A 21,889-nucleotide genomic window follows, 5' to 3' on the forward strand; every position below is an offset into this window, starting at 1 on the left:
GAAAAACAACGGGAAAATCTCGTAGAACTGAGACAATCAATAGATAGTCCAGCAAATGCCAAGAAGGAGCAAAGCTTCTTCTGGAAAATAGATTTTAAAATAATAATAAATTATTTTTATAAGAAAGAATCATCTTTCAAAGAATCTTATTAAATTTAAAAAAGCGGGCCTGGCTCGCTTTTTTGTTTAGGAGAAGCTATGTTAAAGAAAAAAACTTTTCTTAGTATTTTTCTGATTTTAATGCTTGTTTTTACGGCTTGTGCTAAAAAGGATAAGCTAGCTGAAAAAGAAAAGTTACAGCAGGCTCTTGAGAGTAGCGAAAATATCGAGAAAAAAATATCTAAGAAAAAGAAATCTTCAAAAAAGAAAATAGGAGTGCCTTACGAAATAGGTATTACGCCAGATGATTACAATATGGATTATGACACATCAAGACTCCTATCATTTGAGGATAAGAAGAGTAAGTATTATCCAAAAGACGGCGTTAGGGGTTTATATCTCAACTCTGGTTTAGTAAATAATCCTGAAGTTTATAATAAGATAATTAGTCTAATTGAAAATTCTAATTTAAATACGGTTGTTATTGATGTTAAGGACGACTGGGGCAATGTTACTGTAAATTTTAATACTGATAACGAAGAAGTTAAATATGCAAATAGTAAATTGCTTAACGCAAAAACTCTTATTACAGACCTTCATGCTAGGGGGATTTATGTTATAGCTAGGATTACTACCTTTAAAGATTCAGTCATCACAAAACTTCATCCTGAGTGGGGATTTAAAAGAGAAAATGGAAGTTTGTGGGCGAATGCTAACGGGGAGGTTTTTGTCAATCCTTTCCTAAAAGAAGTCCAAGATTATAATATTGAGATAGGCGAGCTTGCTGCTGAGGCAGGTTTTGATGAAATCCAATATGACTATGTAAGGTTTGCTGAAGGTTTTGAAACTTTTGGAGATACTCTTTCCTATCCAAGAGGTGAATATGAAAATAAGCCAATGGCAGAGGGGGATAAGAGGGTTGCTGCAATAACAGGATTTGTTAGGAAGGCCCGAGAATCTATCTCAGCCTATGGGTTACCAGTGTCTGTGGATGTATTTGGTTATGCCCTTCAAGCAGGCAGGGCTAGTGGTATTGGACAAGATTTTTCAGAAATATCCAACGAGGCAGATATAATGAGTTCAATGATTTATCCTTCTCACTGGGGAGCGTATTCTTTTGACATAGAAAAACCCGACTTAGAACCTTATGAACTTGTTAAAAGATATCTTAAGGAAGAACAAGCAATATTTAAGTCTCTAGATCATAGTCCACAATCACGTCCATGGATTCAGGATTTTACAGCATCTTGGCTGGGTGACGGAAATTGGATGGTATATGACGCAGATGCTGTCCAAGCTCAAATTGATGCGATATATGAGTCTGGTCAAAGAGAATATTTGATTTGGAATTCAAATAGCACCTATACAGAGGGTGTTGATTATTAAAACAGGGAAATTTACCTGAACCCCTCCATCCATATTCCGGATTTTGGGGTTCAGGTCAAATTACCTGTTTTTTTGTACAAAAAAAACCACCTAAGCTTAGGTGGTAAAATTTTATAGCCTATGTTTTCTTCTAAATTGAGAAGGAGTTTGTCCGGCTTTCTTTTTAAAAACTTGGTTAAAGTATGATTGGGAATTAAAACCTACCATAGCAGATATTTCTTCCATAGAGTGGTTAGTTGAAATTAGCAAACTCTTCGCAATTTCTATTCTTTTAAGAATTAAATATTCGATTGGTGTAATCCTATATGACTGTTTAAATTCAGAAATAAGGTGGAACTTATTCATGTAGGCCATAGCAGAAAGGTCTTCGAGTTTTATATCCTCACTGTAATTTGAATCAATGTAAGATTTAATATAGTCGATCTGCCTATTAACCTTCTTGTCACGTTTGATTGTTATATCTTTTCTGTATTTTCTAAGAAGATTGATAACTAAGGTTGTGGCAGTAGCATTTGCAAGCGATCTGGCAAAGATATCATTGCTTTTGTATTCCCTATGGATATCTTCAAAATAATCTTCAAATCTTAAAGCCTTATTTCTATTATCTATATGAAAATAGTTGATTGATTTAGATTCGTCATCATCAAGTCCTGCTATAGAAACACTTTCTATACCAAAACCTAAGTATTTAACATTAGAAATACTTTTATCTAGGTGAAGAGTATGGCCTACATTTGAATTAATAATTATAAGGTCGCCAGCATTAACTTCGATATTATCGTTTTCTATAGTAAGTCTTCCAAATCCTTCATCTAGGTAATAAAAATATGTAAAAGGATGAAATTGAATTCTGCTTGAAATTTTTGAATCATTAATATTTTTTTGAGCATCGAGAATTTTTATTTCGAGATTATTTAGACTATTTTCTTCTTCTATAATTTGTTCATTATTTTTTTCCATTTTTTAAGCCTCTGTATTATTGCTAAACTTTATATTGTATCGTAATTATATTTATACATATATTATACTATATTTCAGGAAAAATTTTAACAATAATAAGACATTATTTGAAATATTTTTCTAATTATTATAAGAAAATATATATTTTTTTTAATAAAGATAGGAAATATTTTTTGATTTTTGTTTTAAGCTGGGGTTAATTGATTAAAATTACAAGAAAAGTATAATTTTATTAGGTGAGAAGATGAGTTTAATATCAGATGACATGATTAATCAAATAAAAGAAAATTCAGACATAGTAGATATAATTGGTGAATATGTCGACCTTAAGAAGGCAGGTTCATCTTATAAGGGTCTATGTCCTTTTCATAATGAGAAAACCCCATCTTTTACAGTAGATAAGAAGAAACAATTATTTCACTGTTTCGGGTGCGGAGCAGGTGGAGACGTTGTTTCTTTTATAATGCAAAAAGAAGGCTTGTCCTATCCAGAAAGCCTTAAATATTTAGCTCATAAGGCTGGTATAAATATAGTTTTTACTGAAAATCCTGAAGTTAATCAGAAGAAAGTTAGGCTTTATGAAATAAATAAAGAAATAATGATGTATTTTTATAAAAATTTACTTACAACTAAGGCACCTCAAGACTACCTTCTTAAGAGAGGGCTTAGGAGTAATATTGTAAATACATTTATGTTGGGCTATGCCAAAGATAGTTGGGATGATTTGCTATCTTTTGCAAAATCAAAAAATATAAATGAAGATGACCTTTTTGAACTTGGGCTAATAGCTAAATCTAAAAATGGCAAATTTTATGACAAGTACAGAAATCGAATTATTTTTCCAATCATTGATACTTATGGGAGGATAATAGGTTTTGGCGGAAGGTCAATTGATAATACCATGCCTAAGTACCTAAATTCACCTGAATCAGATGTATTTAAAAAAAGATTTAATCTTTATGGCTTAAATATTTTTAAGAAGCAATCTAAGCGTGATTTGATCCTTGTAGAAGGATATATGGATGTCATCGCTTTAAATAATAATGGAATTGACCTTGCAGTTGCAAGCCTTGGTACAGCCCTAACTGTTGAGCAAGCAAAACTAGCAAAAAGATATGCTGATAATATTTATATTTGTTATGATTCAGATTCTGCTGGTATAAAAGCTACAAAAAGAGCTATAGAAATATTTAAAGAAGCTGAAATTGGGGTAAGTATAATACAGCTAGGTGAGGGTCTTGATCCTGATGAGTATGTAAAAAAATATGGCAAAGAGGCTTTTGAAAATAAAATTAATGAAGCTGTTGATGAGTATAACTACACTTACGAGCAAATTTTGGATGGCTATTCTCAAGCTAGTGAAAATGAAAAACTTGAAAAACTTAATCAATTTATTGGTTTTTTAGCTTCTATTAATCAAGATTTGACTAGGGAAATTTTTATCAACAAGGTTTCAAACCTCTTTGATATTGACAAACAGACTTTAAAAGGTGCTATTTCAAAGTATAATAACAAACATCATAAAGAAAAAATATATAAAGATAATTTTCCTGAGCCAAATATAGTTGTTGAAGAAAAAAAGACTGATATAAACGCTCATGAACTTGAAATATTAAGACTTATCTTTAATCAGCAGGAAGATTATAAAGAAAACTCTGATTATTTTGATAAGTATTTGACTAGTCCCAAGGCTAAAAATTTTAGGGATTTCCTTATAAATAAAGAAGTTGATAAATTTAATAAAGCTGATAGTGACTATAGATATATGCTTGACTATGTAATGGATGATAATAATCCAATTTTAGTTAGTGAGTTAAAAGATAAGATAAACCTATATGAAAGGATTCAAAAGAGAAATAACCTTAGAAGGAGTCCTATAAATAGTAAGGGGAGAGATGATGAACAGCGATGATAATAAATTGCTCGAAGATGATGTTCTAAATGAGATTATCGAAGAGTTTGAATCTTTAAGCGAGAGTCAAGATGGTATGATTACTTATAGCCAAATTTTTGATTTCGATGATTTTAAAGATATGGATAAAGAGAGTCAAAAGCTAATTCTTGCTAGAATCGCAAGTTCTGGGATAGAAATTGTTGAGAGATCGGAAACTGAGCTCGACCAAGAAGAAGAAATTGAAGATGACATCGAAGAAGAAGAGCAAGAAGAAGAGATTGACGAAAAAGAATTAGAAAAAGAAATAGATAAGACCGTAGATAACCTAGTCGGCATTAAACTTGATGACCCAGTAAAGATGTATCTTAAAGAAATTGGTAAGGTAGACTTGCTTACTGCTACAGAAGAGATTATTCTCGCTAGACGCATGGAAACTGGCGAGATTGCACATAAATCTTTACACGGTTATAAGTTTAGCAAACAAAACAAAAATAAACTGGCAAATGATGTTTTCTTTGGAGACTTAGCTAGGGTATTAGAAGAAGCGAACAGCTCTCTACTTGATGATAGAAAGTTAAGTGAAGATACAATCAAAGACCTTGAAGGTCTTATAAACATGGGAGCTCTCTTCAAACAAATTATGGAAGATGACCTTGATAAGGATCAATTGGACCAGTTAAATGCGAAGATAATAATTTGTAATATTGCTCAAAATTCTATAGATGATGATGATTTATCTAGAAAGGACGCCAATATCCTTTGTGATTTATTCGATTCCTTTGATCATATGTTAAATATCATCGAGAATGATGAAGTAGTCAGCATGGTTTATTCTTCTTTTAATGACCTCTTGAAGAAGGCTGCTAATAAGGATGCTATAAAGACTAATGATCAGATGATTATTGATAATCTTTTGAAGACTTCTGAATTTGCAGAATCTATCAGAAATAGGAAAATCTTATCTGATGATGAGGCTTCTTATCTTTCATATATAATAGATCAGAGAAATATGTCTTTGAAAATGTTAAATAGGGAAGAATTTAATGAGGACGAACTTAAAAAACTTAAGGTTGATGTATTAAAATCACAAAGAGCTAAGGAAAAACTCGCCGAAACTAATCTAAGGCTCGTTGTTTCAATTGCAAAAAAATATGTTGGTCGTGGAATGAGCTTTTTGGACTTAATCCAAGAGGGTAATATGGGTCTTATGAAGGCTGTTGACAAGTACGACTACAATAGGGGTTTTAAATTTTCAACTTATGCTACTTGGTGGATTAGACAAGCCATAACTCGTGCCATAGCTGATCAAGCTAGGACTATTAGAATACCAGTTCATATGGTAGAAACAATAAACAAGTTAGTTCGCATCCAAAGGCAACTTGTTCAAGACCTGGGAAGAGATCCATCAAATGAAGAAATTGCAGATATCATGGGTATTGAGGTTGAAAAAGTCTCTGAGATAAGAAAGATCGCTCAAGAGCCTGTAAGTTTAGAAACTCCAATTGGAGAAGAAGATGACAGCCACTTGGGAGATTTTATAGAAGACGATACTGCTATAGATCCAGGAGAAGCTGCTAACTATACTATGTTAAGAGAACAACTCAATGATGTTTTATCATGCCTAGGGGCTAGGGAGAAACGTGTCCTACAATTAAGGTTTGGCTTAATTGACGGTACTCCACGCACCCTCGAAGAAGTTGGTAAAGAATTTGATGTAACTAGGGAGAGGATTAGACAAATTGAGGCTAAGGCCTTAAGAAAATTAAAATCTCCTAACAAAAGTGAATTATTGAAAGATTTTTTATAGATGGAAGATAAGAAAAGATTATTAGATATTATTAATATCTTAGATTCAGATAAAAAAATTATAGATGTAGGAACCGATCATGGATTGGTTCCTTTATATTTGGCAAAAAACAAAATTTCTAGCGACATAACAGCTACAGATATTTCAAAGCCTAGTCTACAAAAACTCGTTGACAGATTAGATGATGAATTAAAAATGATAATAAAAACTAAGGTCACTGATGGTTTTAAAGGTCTTAAAAGTGAACCTAACCAAGTAGCCATAATTGCTGGCATGGGAGCTAATACCATAATAGAAATAATCGAAGGAAGCTTAGACTTTGCCAAAAATCTTGATTACATGGTCCTTGCATCTAATGTGAACACTTATGAACTAAGACATTTTTTAAATGAAAAGGGATTTTTTATAGAAAAAGATTTTTTATCCTATGAAAATAGAAAGTATTATGATATTTTAAAAGTTTTTTATGGTAAAAAACAAACTCTAACCTTTGAAGAACATTACTACGGTTTAACTGATATAGAAAATAGAAGTGATTTATTAAAAGAAAAATTAGCCATAGATAAGAAAAAGAACCAAGGATTTTTAGAAGAAATCAAGAAAAAATCTCAGGATGAAATGGCTATTAAAAAAATATCTGACAGGCTATTAGCTATAAGAAAGGTGGAAGAAAGATGCGAATTCGTGAACTAATAAAGAAACTAGAAGAAAAATATCCTTTTGATCTACAAGAAGAATGGGATAATTCTGGCCTACAAGTGGGAAACCCAGATGAGGAATTAAAGGGAGTAGTCTTATCTTTAGACCTAGAAGAAGAGTCCATAGATTACGCCATTGGAGAAGCTAATGCAAATTTAATCATTACTCACCATCCATATCTATTTAATCCAACAAATTCAATTGATTTTAGGGATGGTTTTTACAATAGACTTAAAAGATGCATTAAAAATGACCTTACAGTTTATGCTTTTCATACAAATTTAGATATAGCAAAGGGTGGAGTCAATGATAATTTAGCCAATATTTTAGGACTTAGGGATGTTAAAAGCCTAGAATCAGGCAAAGAACTTGGACTTGGAAGATATGGCTACATCGATAGGAAACCTTGCCATAAATTTTTAGAAGATGTAAAAGAAAAATTGGAAGCTAGTGGAATTGTTGTTTATGGTAATTGTGACAAAATGATTGAAAAAGTTGGCCTTTGTGGGGGCGCAGGTTCTTTTCTTATACAGGACGCTTTAAACCAATCCTGTGACCTAATAATAACAGGAGATGTAAAGTATCATGAAGCTATGGATATGGCTAATAAGGGCATAATTATCGCTGATGTAGGGCATTTTGCAAGTGAGAACCACATTATCTACAAACTAGCCAAAGAAATAGAACAGATAATTGGACAAGAAGTTTATACGTTTTCTAAAACAGATAGGTTTAGACATTTTATTTAATTTTACATTTACAATAAAAAGGGGTATCTTAACTAGGGAGTAAATCAGATAATCGCGGGGCAATAGCAACGAGGAAAGTCCGTGCACCACAGAGCAAGGATGCTTGATAACGTCAAGTAGGAGTGATCCTCAGGCAAGTGCAACAGAAAGTATACCGCCAAATTTGGTAAGGTTGGAATGGTGAGGTAAGAGCTCACCAGCTGTCCTAGTGATAGGCAGGCTATGTAAACCCCATCCGGTGCAAGAACAAAATGGACATTAGGAGGCTTGCTCGGCCCAGTCCGGAAATGGTAGTTCGCTTGAACTTGCTAGCAATAGTAAGTCTAGATAGATGATTATCCACGACAGAACACGGCTTATAGGTTTACTCTTTACATAATTGCTACACAATTAGTTACAAAATTATAATTAATTGTATTTTAAATTACATTTATTCGGGTAATTGTTTATATATATTGGGAAGATTTTTGGCGAAACTCTAATATATATAAAAACCCTCCGATAAGTGTAATTTTTTTGTAACTAATTATTGACTTTTTTGTTAAAAAGATATAAAATTAATTTAGATTTCAAAAACAATAGACAAGAAAAGATTTACAATTCATGACAATTATGGAGGAGTAATTTAAAATGAGTAAAAAAAATATAGGAGCAGCATTAACAGTTATAGCTGCATCAGCGGCAGTTGCAACAGCTTATGCTACTACTGTAACAGATTTAGAAAATGATAAACATACAAATTCATTAATTACTGAGGAGAATAAAGAAGTTGATTCTTCATATTCTTTCGTTAAGTCTAACTATACAAAAGAAGTTAAAAATACAAAAATCGCTGGCAGCAAGAGAAACTCAAAAAAAGCTAGCCAAGAGATTAAAAAAGATATAATCATAGAAAAAACAGCTAAAACTCTAGTAAAGCCACAAATAGAAAAGGCCCAAGAGGTTGTTGCTTATAACAAGCAAGATCTAGATGGAGTTGTTAAATATGATTCTAAAAACCTTGATGACCTAATTGAAGAAAAGGCTCAAGCAGAAGTTAAGGATGTAGTTAGCTATGATAACAAAAAAATAGATGATGCTACTACATATCAAGAAACTACTGAACAAGCTCAAGCTGCCCCAAAAGCAGTTGCCAAAGAAGCACCAGTAATTTCTAACAAATTTGTAAATACACCAAGCTTATATATAAGAGCATCAAAAGATGCTACATCTACATCTAACATAGTTAGAACTATAAAGGCTGGAGATAAGCTAGTAGGTCATGCTGAAGGTAACTGGTTTGTTACTAATGAAGGTTATGTTAGCGTAGACTACCTAACAAACTATTATCCACAAGACTTAGTTAATAAAATTAACGCAGAACAAGAAGCTAAGAGAGCAGAAGCTGAAGCTATAAAAGCAAAAGAAGCTAAAGCTGCCGAAGAAGCTAGATTAGCTGAAGAAGCAAGAAAAGCTGAAGAAGCTAGAGCAAAAGAAGCTCAAAAACAACAAGTTAAACAAACTGTTAAACAAGTTGAAAAAGTTGTTCAACAACAAGCTGTAAGCACAAATGCTCAAGCTGGTCAAGGTGGCCAAGGTGCTGTTAATGTTGCTAGCCAATTTGTAGGTTCTGCTTATGTATGGGGTGCATCAGATCCTAATGTTGGTTTCGATTGCTCAGGACTAACATCATATGCTTACAAACAAGTTGGTGTTAACCTACCACATAGCTCACAAGCTCAATTTAATAACGGTTATGCTGTAGATACTAATAATCTAAAACCAGGAGACCTTGTATTCTTCTCATTCGGTGGTGGTGGAATCGACCACGTTGGTATGATAACTGGATCAGACGGATCATTCATTCACGCATCTACTCCACAAACAGGTGTTAGGTATGATAATATTTTTAACGGTTCATTCCAAACAGCCTTTAGAGGTGCAAGAAGAATATACTAATTTTATAAATATGACGCCCATGGCAAAAGCTTAGGGCGTTTTTTAGTAGGAAAATTATGGAATTATTAAATACAACAAATTTAAGAAGAGAAATAATAGAAAGACTAGAAAACTACGAGTTTAAAAACAAAATTCTACTTTTAAGCAAGAATCCAAATGAAGAAGTAAACCACTATAAGCAAGTAATTATAAAAAGATGTATGGATTTTGGCATTGATTTTATAGATAAGGTATTTACTAAGGAAAGTCAAGAGGAAATTTTAGATTTTATAAATTCGTTTGATATAAATGATGGTTTTATCATGCTCGCGCCCTTTGGTGATGGTGAGGACTTGTGTCTTTTGAAGGAGAAAATTATCCTTAAGGACTTAGACTCATTTACTTACAAAAGTCTTGGTAGGATTTTTGAAGGTAATAAAGAAGCCTTACCTGCTACAGTTAGGGCTGTCGTAAATTTTATGGATAGTGAGCAAGTTGACTATAGGGGTAAAAATATAGTTATAGCTAACAATACCAATATTATAGGTAGGCCACTTGCCATGTATTTGGCTTCCAAAAGAGCTAGCGTAACAATTATAAACAGTGTGACAAAAAATCCTAAAGACTATATTAGAAATGCTGATATATTTATATCTGCTATAGGAAAAGCTGAATATTATGACAAGTCTTTTTTTAGTAAAGGTACTTTGATAATAGATGTGGGAACTTCTTACAAAAACGGTAAGATAATAGGTGATATAAATATTGATTCAATTACAGACCTTGATGTTAAATACTTAGGAAGCAAAAATGGTATTGGATTGATTACAACATTAACTTTAGTGGAAGGACTTATGCATTAATGCCTATAGTAAATAATGACCAAGAATTAAAAAGATACAATGATTTTGTGAGAAAATCAGAATATTCAAGACCAATGCAAGATACAAATTGGTCAAAAATAAAAAATAATTGGACTCATGATAATGTCTATATAGAGGAAAACAAACAAATAATAGCAGCGATGTCAGTGATAGGTATCAAGAATACCAATGGCAAACATTTTTTATACGCTCCAAGAGGACCTGTATGTGACTTTAGGGACACAAAGCTTGTCGAATCTTTAATCAAGGAAGCTGAACCACTCAAGGATAAGTATAATGCCTTTCTTTTAAGGATGGACCCAGAGCTTAATTTTGATGAGAAATTAGTTTATGATTATAGGAAATTGGGCTACGACTTTAGGTCGGTAGGAATTGATACACATTCTTTTACACAGCCTAGGTATAATATGATAATTGATATAACAAGCCATGATGAAGAAGCAATTTTTGAAAGTTTTTCATCAAAAGGTAGGTATAATGTAAGAAAATCTATTAAATCTGGAATTAAAACTATTTGTAAAACAGATGATGAAAGTCTAGATATTTTTTATGATCTTACAAAAATCATGGCTGAAAGGCAAGGTATAGGCCATAGACCAAAGGATTATTATCAAAGATTAATAGAATTTTTAGGTGGTCAAATATTTGTATCTTATTTTGAGGATAAACCACTATCAGCATCATTATTAATCCCATATGGTAATAAAGTATATTATCTATATGCTGCAAGCTCAAACGAAATGAGAAATAAAATGCCAAATTACAATATGATTTGGGAAGAAATAAAGTGGGCAGTCAAAAATGGTTTTGATTACCTGGACCTTGGTGGCACTTTTAGTCTTGATACAAATGACGGCCTATATAGGTTTAAACAATCATTCTGCTATCCGGATAAGTATTCAAACTTCATAGGTGAATTGGATGTAGTCTATGATAGGGAAAAATACGAAGAATTTTTGATTACAAAATAAATATCATTTAAAAAAAGCAAAAATCCCCCCATGTGGAGGGATTTTTCATATCCATTTTATCTATCAAGGTCCCTAGCAATTTTTATTGCTTCCTCATACTCAGGAAGGTCTGTATTTTGCTCTAAATATTGAACGTACTTGATAGTATTATCCTTATCAACAACGAAAACTGAGCGGTTCAATAGTTTTAATTCTTCAATAAGTGTTCCATATTTACTAGAGAAATCTCTTTGGTTATAGTCAGAAACAAACTTTATTTTATCAGTTTTCTTATTAGCCTTAAACCTAAGTTGGGCAAAGGGAAGATCGTTTGATACTGTGACAACAACTATATTATCTGAAAATGAATCAGTAGCTTTTTGAAACATCTTTGTTTGTAGTTCACAAACATCAGTATCTAGAGAAGGTACTACAGACAATATTTTAATCTTATTTTCTTCTTCATCATAAAAATTATATGGTGTTAAATCCATCTTATCAGCATAAAAGTCTGGCGCCTTATCGCCAATTCTTAATTCATTACCGAGAACGGTAATATCAACAGTTCCAAATTTTCCTTTTCTTGCCATTATAATCTCCTTACTTCTCCTTCAATCATCTCTTCATACTATTTTATTACAAAAATTAGATTTAATCAATTAAAATCTAAAAATATTTAATTTAATAGATATTGTAAATAAGGCATGGATGAGGTATAATTAGCAAGTATGAATAAATAAGGAGGCAAAATGGCTAAAATAGTTTTACAAGCAGAAAAAAGAGAAGCTACTGGTAAAAACCAAGTTAAAAAAATTAGAAAAAACGAACTTATCCCAGGAGTTATCTATGCTAAAAATCAAGAAAATGTAAATGTTCAATTTACAGCTAGAGATTTTGAAAAAGTACTTAGACAAGCTGGAACATCTACTATTATTACTTTAGACATCAACGGTGAGGGCAAGGAAGTTCTTATAAAGGAATTCGCTAGCCATCCATATAAAAACCAATTTTTACATGTTGATTTCCAAGCAATTGATCAAAACCAACCTATCAGAGTTACTGTACCAGTAGTTCTACTTAACAGAGATGACATGAATGAAGTTAATGGAGTACTAGTACAAAATCTTGAAAATGTAGAAGTAGAATGTCTACCAAAATACATCCCACAAACAGCTGAAATTGATGTTAAAGAGTTACAAATCGGTGATAATAAAACTGTAGCAGATCTTGACATAGCATCAAACGAAAACATCACAATACTTGTAGAAGAAGATGAAGTTGTTTGCTCATTACAAGAAGTTTCTGAAGAAGTAGTTGTTGATGAAGATGCTGAAGCAGCAAGTGCAGCAGATGTACCAACAGTTAACGAAACTGAAGCAGACGAAGAAGACGCAGAATAATATTTAAAGCCATTGGTCTTATATGAGGACAATGGTTTTTTTATTGCTTATTTTAAACTTACTAATAGCTAGACTTAATTTGCAACTTTATAGTATAATGATATTATGAATGGAAAATTTATAGTTTTTGAAGGACCAGATGGGTCTGGAAAAACCACAATAATAAAAAAAGTTAAAGAGTTACTAGAAAATAAAGATTATTCAATTTCTTATTATAGGGAGCCGGGTGGCACATCCATTTCAGAAAAGATAAGGTCTATAATAATAGATAACGATAATTACATGATGGATGCCAAGACAGAAGCGCTTTTGTTTGCATCATCTAGGGCCCAACTTGTAGCAGAAAAAATAACCCCAGACCTTAAGGAAGGCAAGATTGTTATTTGCGATAGGTTTGTGATGTCATCTCTTTTATACCAAGGTCTAGGCAGAGCCTTGGGAGTTGACAATATCAAAACAATAAATGATTTTGCTACAGGCGGACTTAAACCCGATTTGACTTTATTTTTTAATATAGATTATAAAACAGCACTTGAGAGGAAAAGAGCCAATTTTTCACCAGATAGGTTAGAAAATGAAGATTTTTCTTTTCATAAAACTATATTTGATGGCTATATGAAGATGGCAGATCTTTATAAAGACGAAATCAAAAAGGTAGATGCAAGAAAATCTATAGAAGATTTGACAGAAGATGTAATAAACATTATATACCAATTATTGGAGGATTGAGATGAAGTTATTGGTTGCTATAGTACAAGATGCAGATGTGAATTTTTTAATTGATGCTCTTACTGAAGAAGGGTACAGGATAACCAAGTTATCTACCTCAGGTGGTTTCTTAAAGAAGGGAAACACTACACTTTTGATAGGTGTTGAAGAAGCTAAACTTGATGATGCTCTAGCCTTAATTGAAAAAAATTGCAAGAAGAGAAATACAACCACAACAATTATAAATCCAACTGGCGAAAGTTCGCTAATAAGCTCAACAGTACCTATAGAAATAAGTGTGGGTGGGGCTACTATTTTTATAATTGATGTAGAACGATATATACAACTATGAGTATATTAGATAATCAGCTAAAAAATAATAGCTTATCTAATGCTTATATAATTGAAGGAGAGGACCTAGCTTATAACCTCGAATATGCAAAAGACTTTGCGAAGAAAGTATTTGCATCTTATGGATTTACAGGAAACATAGATATAAATCCAGATTTAGAAATAATAGATAAGGATATAATCGACATCGGCACTATTAGAAGTCTTATCAAAGACATGGTAATAAGACCGATTAATAATAAAATTAAAATCTATATTATTCAAAATGCTCAAAATTTAAGGCAAGAAGCGTCCAATGCTATGCTAAAAAGCCTTGAAGAATTAAAATCCTATAGTCTTATAATCTTTACTGTCGATAATAGGGGGAAGATCATCCCAACTATAAGGTCAAGATGTCAGCTTATTTCACTAAACACAGTAAATACAAACCTTAATGTTGATATGGACAGGTTGTCTGAAATTTTCGCCAAAGTTTATGACGGTGACTTATCTACCTTTTATAAGGAGAGGGATTTTTTGCTAAATTTTAAGGAAGACAAGGCTAGTTTTATGGAGGCTTTGATAAAAATATTGTCTGACATTGTTGATAATAAATATTTAGATAAGCTTGGTAATTCGACTTATGCTTATAATATCGAAAACCTTAGCAAGTTAGACCTGACTAAAATTGAGAAGCTCCTAGCAAAATTTGAACAGATATATGGGTCTTTCAAGAATAATGTAAATTTCGAATTGAGTGTTGATAATATATTTTTGAACATATATAGAGAAGGTAGGCATAGTTAATGAACGTTGTTGGAATAAGATTTAAAGGGGCGGGCAAGATTTATTATTTTTCCGCCAACAATTTAATTCTGAATTTTAAGGATAGGGTGATAGTTGAAAGCTCAAACGGTTTGGAGCTAGCAGAAGTAGCCCTTGCTAATATAGAAATAGATGAAAAAAAGTTTGATAAAACTCTTTCACCAGTTATAAGAAAGGCTACAGAAATAGATTTAGAAACATACAGGCTAAATTTAGAAGATGCGAATGAAGCGATAAAAATTGCTCAAGAGAAAGCCTATTCGTATAAATTACAAATGAAAATAGTTGACAGTGAATATAGTTTTGATAGGTCAAAGATCACTTTTTATTTCACTGCTGATAATAGGGTTGATTTTAGGTCGCTTGTTAAGGACTTAGCCTCAATTTTTAAAAATAGGATAGAATTAAGACAAATTGGTGTTAGAGATCACGCAAAACTTAAAGGCTTTCATGGTACTTGCGGACAGAAGTCTTGTTGTTCTAGGTTTATGACAGACTTTTCGCCCTTATCAATAAAAATGGCAAAAGATCAAGGCATTACCTTGGATCCTGCAAAGATTTCTGGTGTTTGTGGAAGGCTGATGTGTTGCCTATCTTTCGAGGAAGATAACTATCTTAGGGCCAAAAAATATATGCCAAAACCTGGAACGAGAGTGGAAACTGTAGATGGGGTAGGAATCGTACTTACAAATGATTTTGTAAAAGAAGCCTGCAAGGTTAGGGTTAAGACAGAAGATGATGTAGAGATTGAGGAATACTATAAGGCATCTGACTTAGTCAAATGTAATTGATAATCATTATTAATTTGTATAAATAATCATTATTTGCCGTAATTAAGTATAAAACTATAAAAATGTTTGACAAAAGCTGCATACAGTTGTATACTAATCATATAACAATTATAGGAGGAAATTATGGCATATAAAATAGATGAAAATACATGTATTTCTTGTGGTTCATGCGAAGGTGAATGCCCAGTAGGAGCAATTTCTCAAGGCGATGCAGCTTATGAAATAGATGCTAATGCTTGTATAGATTGTGGTTCATGCTCAGCAGTTTGCCCAGTAGAAGCAATCGACCAAGAATAATTTAATTACATAAAGACAAAGGCTCCCCTTGGGAGTCTTTTTATTTTGTGATTTTTAATAAGTTTAGAAAAAAGAATCTAAATGGTGAAGAAAATGAACAAATTGATTTGCTAGAAAAGAAGATAACTTCAGTGATTATCTATTAAGGTCTAGGGTCAAGAGGTTAGCTATAGTGATTGAGGATATAAAAGTAGAAGATAACTTTTTTATCTAAATCCATAGCAATTGATGATAAATTTATTTTAAAGACCTAATTATTAAACAAATTAATCTTGAAAAAATATATAGGATTGATGTAAAATAAAACCTTAATTATATAAAATATCTCTTAATCTATAAGTTAGGTTAAGAGTTTTTTCTATTGGTTGCTAGTTAAAATATATTAAATTAACATTGTTAAAATCAAGGAATTTGATATAATTATATAATGGAGATGTTATGGATATAGAAATATTAATAAATCAAATTTACAATTTAATATTAAATGACCCAATCATAGGTTACGCTATGGTAGTTTTTGTGGTTTTATTTTTATTCTTTATTATCTCAAAAACTTTTAGGAAGTCAGGTTTATTTTTATTGGCAACCACCTTTCTTGTTGATTATACAATAAGATCTCTACCCTTTGGGATTTATAGTCAGTTTCCTTTAGCTTATAAGGTGGTAACAGGTCTTTATATTGTAGGCTTTATTAATTTTTTAATTAGGGTTACAATAATGCTTGTTAAGGCGAGTAAAAAATATGAAGATGAAGACCAGTCAAGCCTTAAAAATTTCATGACTTTTACGGGTATTCGTCCATTTTTCATAATGTTGATCATAAATGTTATCAACTTTAATTCTTTTATACCAAAAAATATTATATCGCTTTTCACAAGCCTTTCGTTTTTGTATATGGCCTTTAGGACACTTTATTCGACCTACCTATACTTGAGTGAAAAGGAAAGTTTGAAAATTAATGATAATATGGATTTTGAAGATATTAAGGCCTACCTCTATGATCCTGATGACAAGTCTAGCGTTAATCATGGAAGAATATTAAGAAAAAAATTAAAAAATCATGGTAAGTCAAATAATATTAGCAAGACTCAAAAGGCTACTAACAAAAAAACAATTAGTCCGATTTCTATTTCTGATATTAATAAAGACGTTAAAAACATTAAAATGCTTAAAAACATCGAGAAAGACTTGACTGATAAAGACGTGATTAAGTTGGTTGAGGAGTCTAATCCAAATATTACAAAGATTGCTTTAATTAATTTAAAAACTGGAGATGAGCATTCTTATACAAGTAAGAAGGCGAATTTTCATGTTGATGAGGATCATGAGTATAAAATTACCTTAAGTTTTGACGATTACAATGATTACGACTATGGTAGGTTTATGGATCTTTTGATTGCATATGGGGTAGAAAAAGAAGTCTATAAATTTGAACTTACTATTATATCAAGGCTTAATGAAGATTTTAAGCTAGTATTTTTTGACCCGAGCCAAATAGTAGATATGGAAAAAGAGGGCGCTAAAAGTCAAACTGGAAGAGAGATTTCTATGAATTTTCCTAGATATAAGATTAATTTTATCAAGGGGAATTACTAGATGATTGATAAACGAAATTTTAAAGATGTTTGGCATACTAGCCGAGAACATTTTACAAGTGGAGATTTAAAAATTATAGCCTGTGGGGCTATGTTTTTAAGTCACCTTGCCCAGTCTGGTTTTCTTTATGGTTTTGACTGTGTAAAATTAGCTGATCTTTTCACTCTCATAGGCCGTATAGCCATGCCGCTTTTTTGCTTTATGGTAGTTCAAGGAATTATTCTAAGTGAAAATAAGGAAAAATATCTAAAGAGACTTTTCATTTTTGCTTTGATTTCAGAAATTCCCTTTGACTTGGCTTTTAGCGATAGTTTTTTTAATATCTATAGTCAGAATGTTTTTTTCTCCCTTTTTCTAGGAGCCTTGATGGTATATTTTTGGGAGAGGATACAAATTAGCGACATTAATAATACTTTGAAATTATGTGGTGGTATCATATTATTTTTAGCTATATCGTTTATTGCGAGATTGTTTATGACTGACTATGATGCATACGTTATTTTCGCCATAGCTTTACTTTATTTTGCCAAGGATAACAGGTTATTAACTGCTCTAGCTATTTTTGTTGGCTTTGCTTTTGAGGCAAACTTTACTGGGATGGAGTTTACAATTCCTTATATAGTTTACCTATCTATACCTCTCATCCTTTTATATAATGGCAAAAGAGGTAGCTACAATAGATGGTATTTTTATGGATTTTATCCAGCTCACTTATTTGTTATTTACTTATTGAAAGTTATTTTATTTTAAGGAAATTATGAAAATTATAGAAATTTTATCAAAAGAATTAAATATTAATGAAGAAAGAATCGAAAATGTAATTAAACTTCTTGATGAAGGCTCAACTGTAGCCTTTATAGCAAGATACAGGAAGGAAGTTACAGGAAATCTAACTGATGTTGAGATAAGAGAAATTGAAAAAAATCTCGGTAGACTTCGCAATATAGAAAAAAGACAAGAAGAGATTATCAAATTGATTGACGAAAAAGGCCAATTGACTGATGAACTTAGGGAAGAAATTCTTGCTAGCAATTCTCTCACCATCCTTGAGGATATCTATGCCCCATACAAGTCAAGGAGAAAGACTAGGGCAGACATAGCAAGAGAATTAGGTTTGGAAGAATTTTTAACCAAACTTCTCACAGAAATATCTAGTGAAGATGAAGCGCTACAAGCTGCGGTTTCCTACATAAAAGAAGGTTTAGAGGATGAAAAGGACGTCATATCTAGATCTCTTGATATTCTTGCTGAAGATATTGCAAATACAATTGATGCAAGAAATATTATTAGGCGCGATGGTTTTTTAAGGGCATCTTTAATAACAAGCCTTAAGGCAGAAGAGGATAGCTCGTACGAATCCTACCATGATTTTTCTAAGAAACTTAAAGATCTTAAGTCTTTCCAGATTCTTGCTATTAACAGGGCGGAAAAGGAAGATATACTTAATGTTAAAATAGAATTTTCAGACGCCTACAACAAGAGCCTTATCTACAAATTAGTTAGTGATGGTAAGAATTTTAACCCTTACCAAAAAGAATTGGTAAACTTAACTATAGATGATGCTTATAAGAGGTTGATGGTTCCATCAATTACGACAGAGCTTCGCAATAAACTTACAGAAGAAGCTAGTGATGAGTCGATAAGAGTTTTTGGAAACAACTTAAAACCTTACTTGCTCCAAAGACCGTTAAAGGGTCAGGTAGTTATGGGCCTTGACCCAGGTTTTAGGACAGGTTGTAAGGTGGCAGTTGTAGATAAAAACGGAAAATACTTAGACCAAGCAGTAATATATCCTGTAGAACCCCACAAAAAAGAAAAGGAAGCTATAGCAACACTAAAAGCATTGATAAAAAAATACGGTGTAACCTTGATTGCTTTAGGAAATGCAACAGCTTCTAGAGAAACAGAGCTTGTAGTTGATAAGCTAATTAAGGAAGTTGATGGAGTTTCTTATGCCATAGTTAATGAGGCTGGTGCTAGTGTATATTCTGCATCAAGTTTGGGTGAAGAAGAATTTCCAGATCTTGATGTAACAATTAGAGGGGCAATTTCAATGGCAAGGCGCCTGCAAGATCCTATGGCTGAACTTGTAAAAATTGAGCCAAAACACATAGGCGTTGGTCAATATCAACACGATCTTGATAGCAAGAAGCTTGATGAAGAGCTTTCTAAGGTTGTAGAAGATGCTGTAAATGAAGTAGGTGTTGCAATAAACAATGCTTCTTATAAACTTCTATCATATGTATCAGGACTTAATCAAAATCTTGCTAAAAGAATCGAAGAAGATTTCAAAGAAGGCAAATTAGTATATAGGAAGGACTTGTTAGATGTTAAGGGCCTTGGCAAAAAAACCTACGAACTTGCAGCAGGATTTCTAAGGTTTCCATCATCGCCCGAAATCTTAGACAATACAGCGGTACATCCTGAGTCCTATAAGATAGCAAAAAAGATTCAAGATTTGGATTTGGATAAAATAGATATAGAAAAAGTTGCGGAAGAATTAGAAGTAGGAATCCCTACCTTAAAGGATATAATTGCTGAGTTAAAAAAACCAGGACGTGATCCTAGAGAAGATAACCCAGAAGTCCTAACCAAGAAAGAAATAATGGGAATTGACGACCTAAAAGTAGGAATGGTCCTTAAGGGCAAGGTCAGAAATATAACTGATTTTGGTGCCTTCGTGGATATTGGAGTTGGAATAGACGGCCTGGTCCACGTATCAGAAATTTCTGATAAGTTTGTAAAAAATCCACACGATGAATTAACAAATTCACAGGTGGTAAGTGTTAGAATTATAGAAATAGATAAGAAGAAAGAAAGAATTGGTCTTTCAATGAGGAGTGAAAATTAATGAGATTATCGAACTATTATATGCCAACCCTAAGAGAAGATCCGGTTGATGCAGAAACAGCTAGTCACAAATTACTTGTAAGAGGTGCTTTTATTAGACAACAAGCATCTGGTATTTATTCATTTTTGCCACTTGGCAAAAAAGTTTTAAATAAAATCGAAGCTATTGTAAGAGATGCTATGGATAGCTATGGGGCTATTGAAGTTGCTACTTCAATCCTTCAACCAAGACAAATCTGGGATAAGTCAACCAGATGGGAGACTTTTGGACCTGAAATGTTTAAATTAAAGGATAGGCACGAAAGAGAATATGCCCTTGGACCAACAGCAGAAGAAGCTTTCGTAGACTTAATAAAAGATGAATTAAATTCTTATAAACAACTACCAGTAAATCTTTACCAAATAGTAGATAAGTTTAGGGACGAAAAGAGACCAAGGTTTGGTATAAATAGGTCTAGGGATTTCTTGATGAAAGATGCCTACACCTTTGATGAAGACCAAGCAGGTCTTGAGAAAGCCTATATGAATATGTGGGAATCTTATGAGTATGCCTTTGATAAGATGAAACTTGACTATAAAATTGTTGAAGGTGATACAGGTGCTATGGGTGGTCATAAATCTCACGAATTTATTGCCCTTTCAGAATCTGGTGAGGGAGTAATTCTTTATACAGAAAATAGTAATTCAGCCTACACAGACGAAAAAGCAAGATCTTTCATAAGCCCACTTGAAGAAGAATTAAAAAATATCGAACTTGTAGAAACTACAGACAAAAAGACCATAGAAGATGTATCAACATTTTTAAATACCGAGGCTAAAAGATGTGCTAAGGCAATTGACCTTATTGTGCAAGGCGAGCCAGTATTTGTATTTATTCCAGGTGATAGGGAACTAAATATGGCAAAGCTTATATCTTATCTACAAGTCCCAGAGCACGAAATTGAAATGGCTGATGATGAGACAATTGAAAAACATACTAAGGCACCAGCTGGTTATACTGGACCAATCGGTATAGAAGATGCTAGGGTAATAGTAGACGAGTCACTAACAAAGATAAATAACCTGGTAGTGGGCGCCAACAAGCCTGGCTATCATTATATAAATGCAAATTATGGCAGAGACTTTGAAGGAGAAATAGCCGAAGATTTAATCTTAGCCAAAGAGGGCGACCAAGCTTTTGATGGGTCAGGAACTTATAAATCTGCAAGAGGTATTGAAGTAGGAAATATTTTCCAACTTGGAACTAAATACTCAAAAGCCTTAGATGCAACTTTCTTAGACCAAAACGGTGTTTCTAAATACTTTGAAATGGGTTCTTATGGTATAGGTATTTCAAGGTCAATATCAGCTATTGTAGAGCAATATCATGATGATAAAGGCATTATCTGGCCAACAAGTGTCGCTCCATTTGAAGTCATTATTACCTTAATTAAGCCAAATGACGAAGATCAAGCTAAGCTTGCAGAGGATATTTACAAAAAGTTAAAGGCAAGAAGAATAGATGTTGTTCTTGATGATAGGAAAGAGCGTCCAGGCGTTAAATTTAATGATAGGGATCTAATTGGTATTCCATATAGGATTACAGTTGGAAAAGATGCCAAGGATTCAATAGTAGAATATTCAACCAGGGCAGAAATGGAAAATAAAAATATAGATGCAAATGAAGCTATCAACCTAGTTTGCGAAAATATCCAAAAAGATTTGGAAGATTAAGCCCTGAATGGGTATGATATAGAGTATAGAATTA

At 32.6% G+C, this 21,889-nt stretch carries 20 protein-coding genes and 1 other RNA gene; 19 read left to right on the top strand and 2 right to left on the bottom strand.

Annotated elements, in window-relative coordinates; genetic code table 11:
* Positions 1–198: 198 nt before the first annotated feature.
* Positions 199–1,485, top strand: a complete 1,287-nt coding sequence (locus HMPREF0072_RS07455; protein ID WP_004828838.1) for a putative glycoside hydrolase — start codon at positions 199–201, stop codon at positions 1,483–1,485.
* Positions 1,486–1,596: 111 nt separating this feature from the next.
* On the opposite strand, the gene HMPREF0072_RS07460 is transcribed toward HMPREF0072_RS07455, so the two are convergent.
* Positions 1,597–2,445 (bottom strand): AraC family transcriptional regulator, encoded by an 849-nt coding sequence (locus HMPREF0072_RS07460; protein WP_004828839.1) that lies wholly within the window; start codon positions 2,443–2,445, stop codon positions 1,597–1,599.
* A gap of 244 nt (positions 2,446–2,689) precedes the next feature.
* Here HMPREF0072_RS07460 and dnaG point away from each other — a divergent pair, with 244 nt between their 5' ends.
* The 8 genes from dnaG to HMPREF0072_RS11350 all read left to right on the top strand — a co-directional run bounded on the left by dnaG (position 2,690) and on the right by HMPREF0072_RS11350 (position 11,366).
* On the top strand, positions 2,690–4,357 hold the full coding sequence (dnaG, locus tag HMPREF0072_RS07465) for a DNA primase (protein ID WP_004828840.1): 1,668 nt from the start codon (positions 2,690–2,692) through the stop codon (positions 4,355–4,357).
* Complete coding sequence (gene rpoD / locus HMPREF0072_RS11345; protein WP_155811891.1) at positions 4,344–6,146, top strand: RNA polymerase sigma factor RpoD; 1,803 nt, start codon at positions 4,344–4,346, stop codon at positions 6,144–6,146. Before dnaG ends, rpoD begins: the two co-directional genes overlap by 14 nt.
* The gene (locus tag HMPREF0072_RS07475) at positions 6,147–6,839 is read left to right on the top strand and encodes a tRNA (adenine(22)-N(1))-methyltransferase (protein ID WP_004828842.1); all 693 of its coding nucleotides are present in this window, start codon (positions 6,147–6,149) and stop codon (positions 6,837–6,839) included. It begins immediately after the preceding gene.
* On the top strand, positions 6,821–7,594 hold the full coding sequence (locus HMPREF0072_RS07480) for a Nif3-like dinuclear metal center hexameric protein (protein WP_004828843.1): 774 nt from the start codon (positions 6,821–6,823) through the stop codon (positions 7,592–7,594). The genes HMPREF0072_RS07475 and HMPREF0072_RS07480 overlap by 19 nt, the downstream gene beginning before the upstream one ends.
* Positions 7,595–7,630: 36 nt before the next feature.
* Positions 7,631–7,969, top strand: an RNA gene (rnpB, locus tag HMPREF0072_RS11125) — RNase P RNA component class A.
* Between the two features lie 255 nt (positions 7,970–8,224).
* Positions 8,225–9,532, top strand: coding sequence for a C40 family peptidase (locus tag HMPREF0072_RS07485; RefSeq protein ID WP_004828844.1), 1,308 nt, complete (start codon positions 8,225–8,227; stop codon positions 9,530–9,532).
* Between the two features lie 56 nt (positions 9,533–9,588).
* Complete coding sequence (locus tag HMPREF0072_RS07490) at positions 9,589–10,374, top strand: bifunctional 5,10-methylenetetrahydrofolate dehydrogenase/5,10-methenyltetrahydrofolate cyclohydrolase (protein WP_004828845.1); 786 nt, start codon at positions 9,589–9,591, stop codon at positions 10,372–10,374.
* On the top strand, positions 10,374–11,366 hold the full coding sequence (locus HMPREF0072_RS11350; RefSeq protein WP_004828846.1) for a lipid II:glycine glycyltransferase FemX: 993 nt from the start codon (positions 10,374–10,376) through the stop codon (positions 11,364–11,366). Before HMPREF0072_RS07490 ends, HMPREF0072_RS11350 begins: the two co-directional genes overlap by 1 nt.
* A gap of 56 nt (positions 11,367–11,422) precedes the next feature.
* On the opposite strand, the gene tpx is transcribed toward HMPREF0072_RS11350, so the two are convergent.
* The gene (tpx, locus tag HMPREF0072_RS07500; RefSeq protein WP_004828847.1) at positions 11,423–11,935 is read right to left on the bottom strand and encodes a thiol peroxidase; all 513 of its coding nucleotides are present in this window, start codon (positions 11,933–11,935) and stop codon (positions 11,423–11,425) included.
* A gap of 159 nt (positions 11,936–12,094) precedes the next feature.
* Between tpx and HMPREF0072_RS07505 the strand changes: the two genes are divergently transcribed.
* The 10 genes from HMPREF0072_RS07505 (at position 12,095) to HMPREF0072_RS07550 (ending at position 21,855) form a co-directional block, all read left to right on the top strand.
* Positions 12,095–12,745, top strand: coding sequence for a 50S ribosomal protein L25 (locus HMPREF0072_RS07505; RefSeq protein ID WP_004828848.1), 651 nt, complete (start codon positions 12,095–12,097; stop codon positions 12,743–12,745).
* A gap of 105 nt (positions 12,746–12,850) precedes the next feature.
* On the top strand, positions 12,851–13,474 hold the full coding sequence (gene tmk, locus HMPREF0072_RS07510) for a dTMP kinase (RefSeq protein ID WP_004828849.1): 624 nt from the start codon (positions 12,851–12,853) through the stop codon (positions 13,472–13,474).
* Between the two features lies 1 nt (position 13,475).
* Positions 13,476–13,805 (top strand): cyclic-di-AMP receptor, encoded by a 330-nt coding sequence (locus HMPREF0072_RS07515; RefSeq protein ID WP_004828850.1) that lies wholly within the window; start codon positions 13,476–13,478, stop codon positions 13,803–13,805.
* Positions 13,802–14,590: a DNA polymerase III subunit delta' gene (locus HMPREF0072_RS07520; RefSeq protein ID WP_004828851.1), complete on the top strand. Its 789-nt coding sequence runs from the start codon at positions 13,802–13,804 to the stop codon at positions 14,588–14,590. Before HMPREF0072_RS07515 ends, HMPREF0072_RS07520 begins: the two co-directional genes overlap by 4 nt.
* Positions 14,590–15,399, top strand: coding sequence for a PSP1 domain-containing protein (locus HMPREF0072_RS07525; protein ID WP_004828852.1), 810 nt, complete (start codon positions 14,590–14,592; stop codon positions 15,397–15,399). Before HMPREF0072_RS07520 ends, HMPREF0072_RS07525 begins: the two co-directional genes overlap by 1 nt.
* Positions 15,400–15,522: 123 nt before the next feature.
* A complete protein-coding gene (fdxA, locus tag HMPREF0072_RS07530; protein WP_004828853.1) occupies positions 15,523–15,696 on the top strand; it encodes a 4Fe-4S ferredoxin in 174 nt (57 codons plus the stop codon).
* Between the two features lie 438 nt (positions 15,697–16,134).
* A complete protein-coding gene (locus HMPREF0072_RS07535) occupies positions 16,135–17,292 on the top strand; it encodes a hypothetical protein (RefSeq protein WP_004828854.1) in 1,158 nt (385 codons plus the stop codon).
* Positions 17,293–18,042: a TraX family protein gene (locus tag HMPREF0072_RS07540; RefSeq protein ID WP_004828855.1), complete on the top strand. Its 750-nt coding sequence runs from the start codon at positions 17,293–17,295 to the stop codon at positions 18,040–18,042.
* Between the two features lie 7 nt (positions 18,043–18,049).
* Positions 18,050–20,143 carry a Tex-like N-terminal domain-containing protein gene (locus HMPREF0072_RS07545; RefSeq protein WP_004828856.1) on the top strand — a complete coding sequence of 698 codons (2,094 nt, stop codon included), beginning with the start codon at positions 18,050–18,052 and terminating at the stop codon, positions 20,141–20,143.
* A complete protein-coding gene (locus HMPREF0072_RS07550; protein WP_039931236.1) occupies positions 20,143–21,855 on the top strand; it encodes a proline--tRNA ligase in 1,713 nt (570 codons plus the stop codon). Before HMPREF0072_RS07545 ends, HMPREF0072_RS07550 begins: the two co-directional genes overlap by 1 nt.
* Positions 21,856–21,889 lie beyond the last annotated feature (34 nt).

This window comes from Anaerococcus lactolyticus ATCC 51172 (assembly GCF_000156575.1).
GTDB lineage: Bacteria > Bacillota > Clostridia > Tissierellales > Peptoniphilaceae > Anaerococcus > Anaerococcus lactolyticus.

Coding starts and splice junctions, on each gene's coding strand:
- HMPREF0072_RS07455 (WP_004828838.1), top strand. CDS start 199: ATGTTAAAGAAAAAAACTTTTCTTAGTATTTTTCTGATTTTAATGCTT.
- HMPREF0072_RS07460 (WP_004828839.1), bottom strand. CDS start 2,445: ATGGAAAAAAATAATGAACAAATTATAGAAGAAGAAAATAGTCTAAAT.
- dnaG (WP_004828840.1), top strand. CDS start 2,690: ATGAGTTTAATATCAGATGACATGATTAATCAAATAAAAGAAAATTCA.
- rpoD (WP_155811891.1), top strand. CDS start 4,344: ATGAACAGCGATGATAATAAATTGCTCGAAGATGATGTTCTAAATGAG.
- HMPREF0072_RS07475 (WP_004828842.1), top strand. CDS start 6,147: ATGGAAGATAAGAAAAGATTATTAGATATTATTAATATCTTAGATTCA.
- HMPREF0072_RS07480 (WP_004828843.1), top strand. CDS start 6,821: ATGCGAATTCGTGAACTAATAAAGAAACTAGAAGAAAAATATCCTTTT.
- HMPREF0072_RS07485 (WP_004828844.1), top strand. CDS start 8,225: ATGAGTAAAAAAAATATAGGAGCAGCATTAACAGTTATAGCTGCATCA.
- HMPREF0072_RS07490 (WP_004828845.1), top strand. CDS start 9,589: ATGGAATTATTAAATACAACAAATTTAAGAAGAGAAATAATAGAAAGA.
- HMPREF0072_RS11350 (WP_004828846.1), top strand. CDS start 10,374: ATGCCTATAGTAAATAATGACCAAGAATTAAAAAGATACAATGATTTT.
- tpx (WP_004828847.1), bottom strand. CDS start 11,935: ATGGCAAGAAAAGGAAAATTTGGAACTGTTGATATTACCGTTCTCGGT.
- HMPREF0072_RS07505 (WP_004828848.1), top strand. CDS start 12,095: ATGGCTAAAATAGTTTTACAAGCAGAAAAAAGAGAAGCTACTGGTAAA.
- tmk (WP_004828849.1), top strand. CDS start 12,851: ATGAATGGAAAATTTATAGTTTTTGAAGGACCAGATGGGTCTGGAAAA.
- HMPREF0072_RS07515 (WP_004828850.1), top strand. CDS start 13,476: ATGAAGTTATTGGTTGCTATAGTACAAGATGCAGATGTGAATTTTTTA.
- HMPREF0072_RS07520 (WP_004828851.1), top strand. CDS start 13,802: ATGAGTATATTAGATAATCAGCTAAAAAATAATAGCTTATCTAATGCT.
- HMPREF0072_RS07525 (WP_004828852.1), top strand. CDS start 14,590: ATGAACGTTGTTGGAATAAGATTTAAAGGGGCGGGCAAGATTTATTAT.
- fdxA (WP_004828853.1), top strand. CDS start 15,523: ATGGCATATAAAATAGATGAAAATACATGTATTTCTTGTGGTTCATGC.
- HMPREF0072_RS07535 (WP_004828854.1), top strand. CDS start 16,135: ATGGATATAGAAATATTAATAAATCAAATTTACAATTTAATATTAAAT.
- HMPREF0072_RS07540 (WP_004828855.1), top strand. CDS start 17,293: ATGATTGATAAACGAAATTTTAAAGATGTTTGGCATACTAGCCGAGAA.
- HMPREF0072_RS07545 (WP_004828856.1), top strand. CDS start 18,050: ATGAAAATTATAGAAATTTTATCAAAAGAATTAAATATTAATGAAGAA.
- HMPREF0072_RS07550 (WP_039931236.1), top strand. CDS start 20,143: ATGAGATTATCGAACTATTATATGCCAACCCTAAGAGAAGATCCGGTT.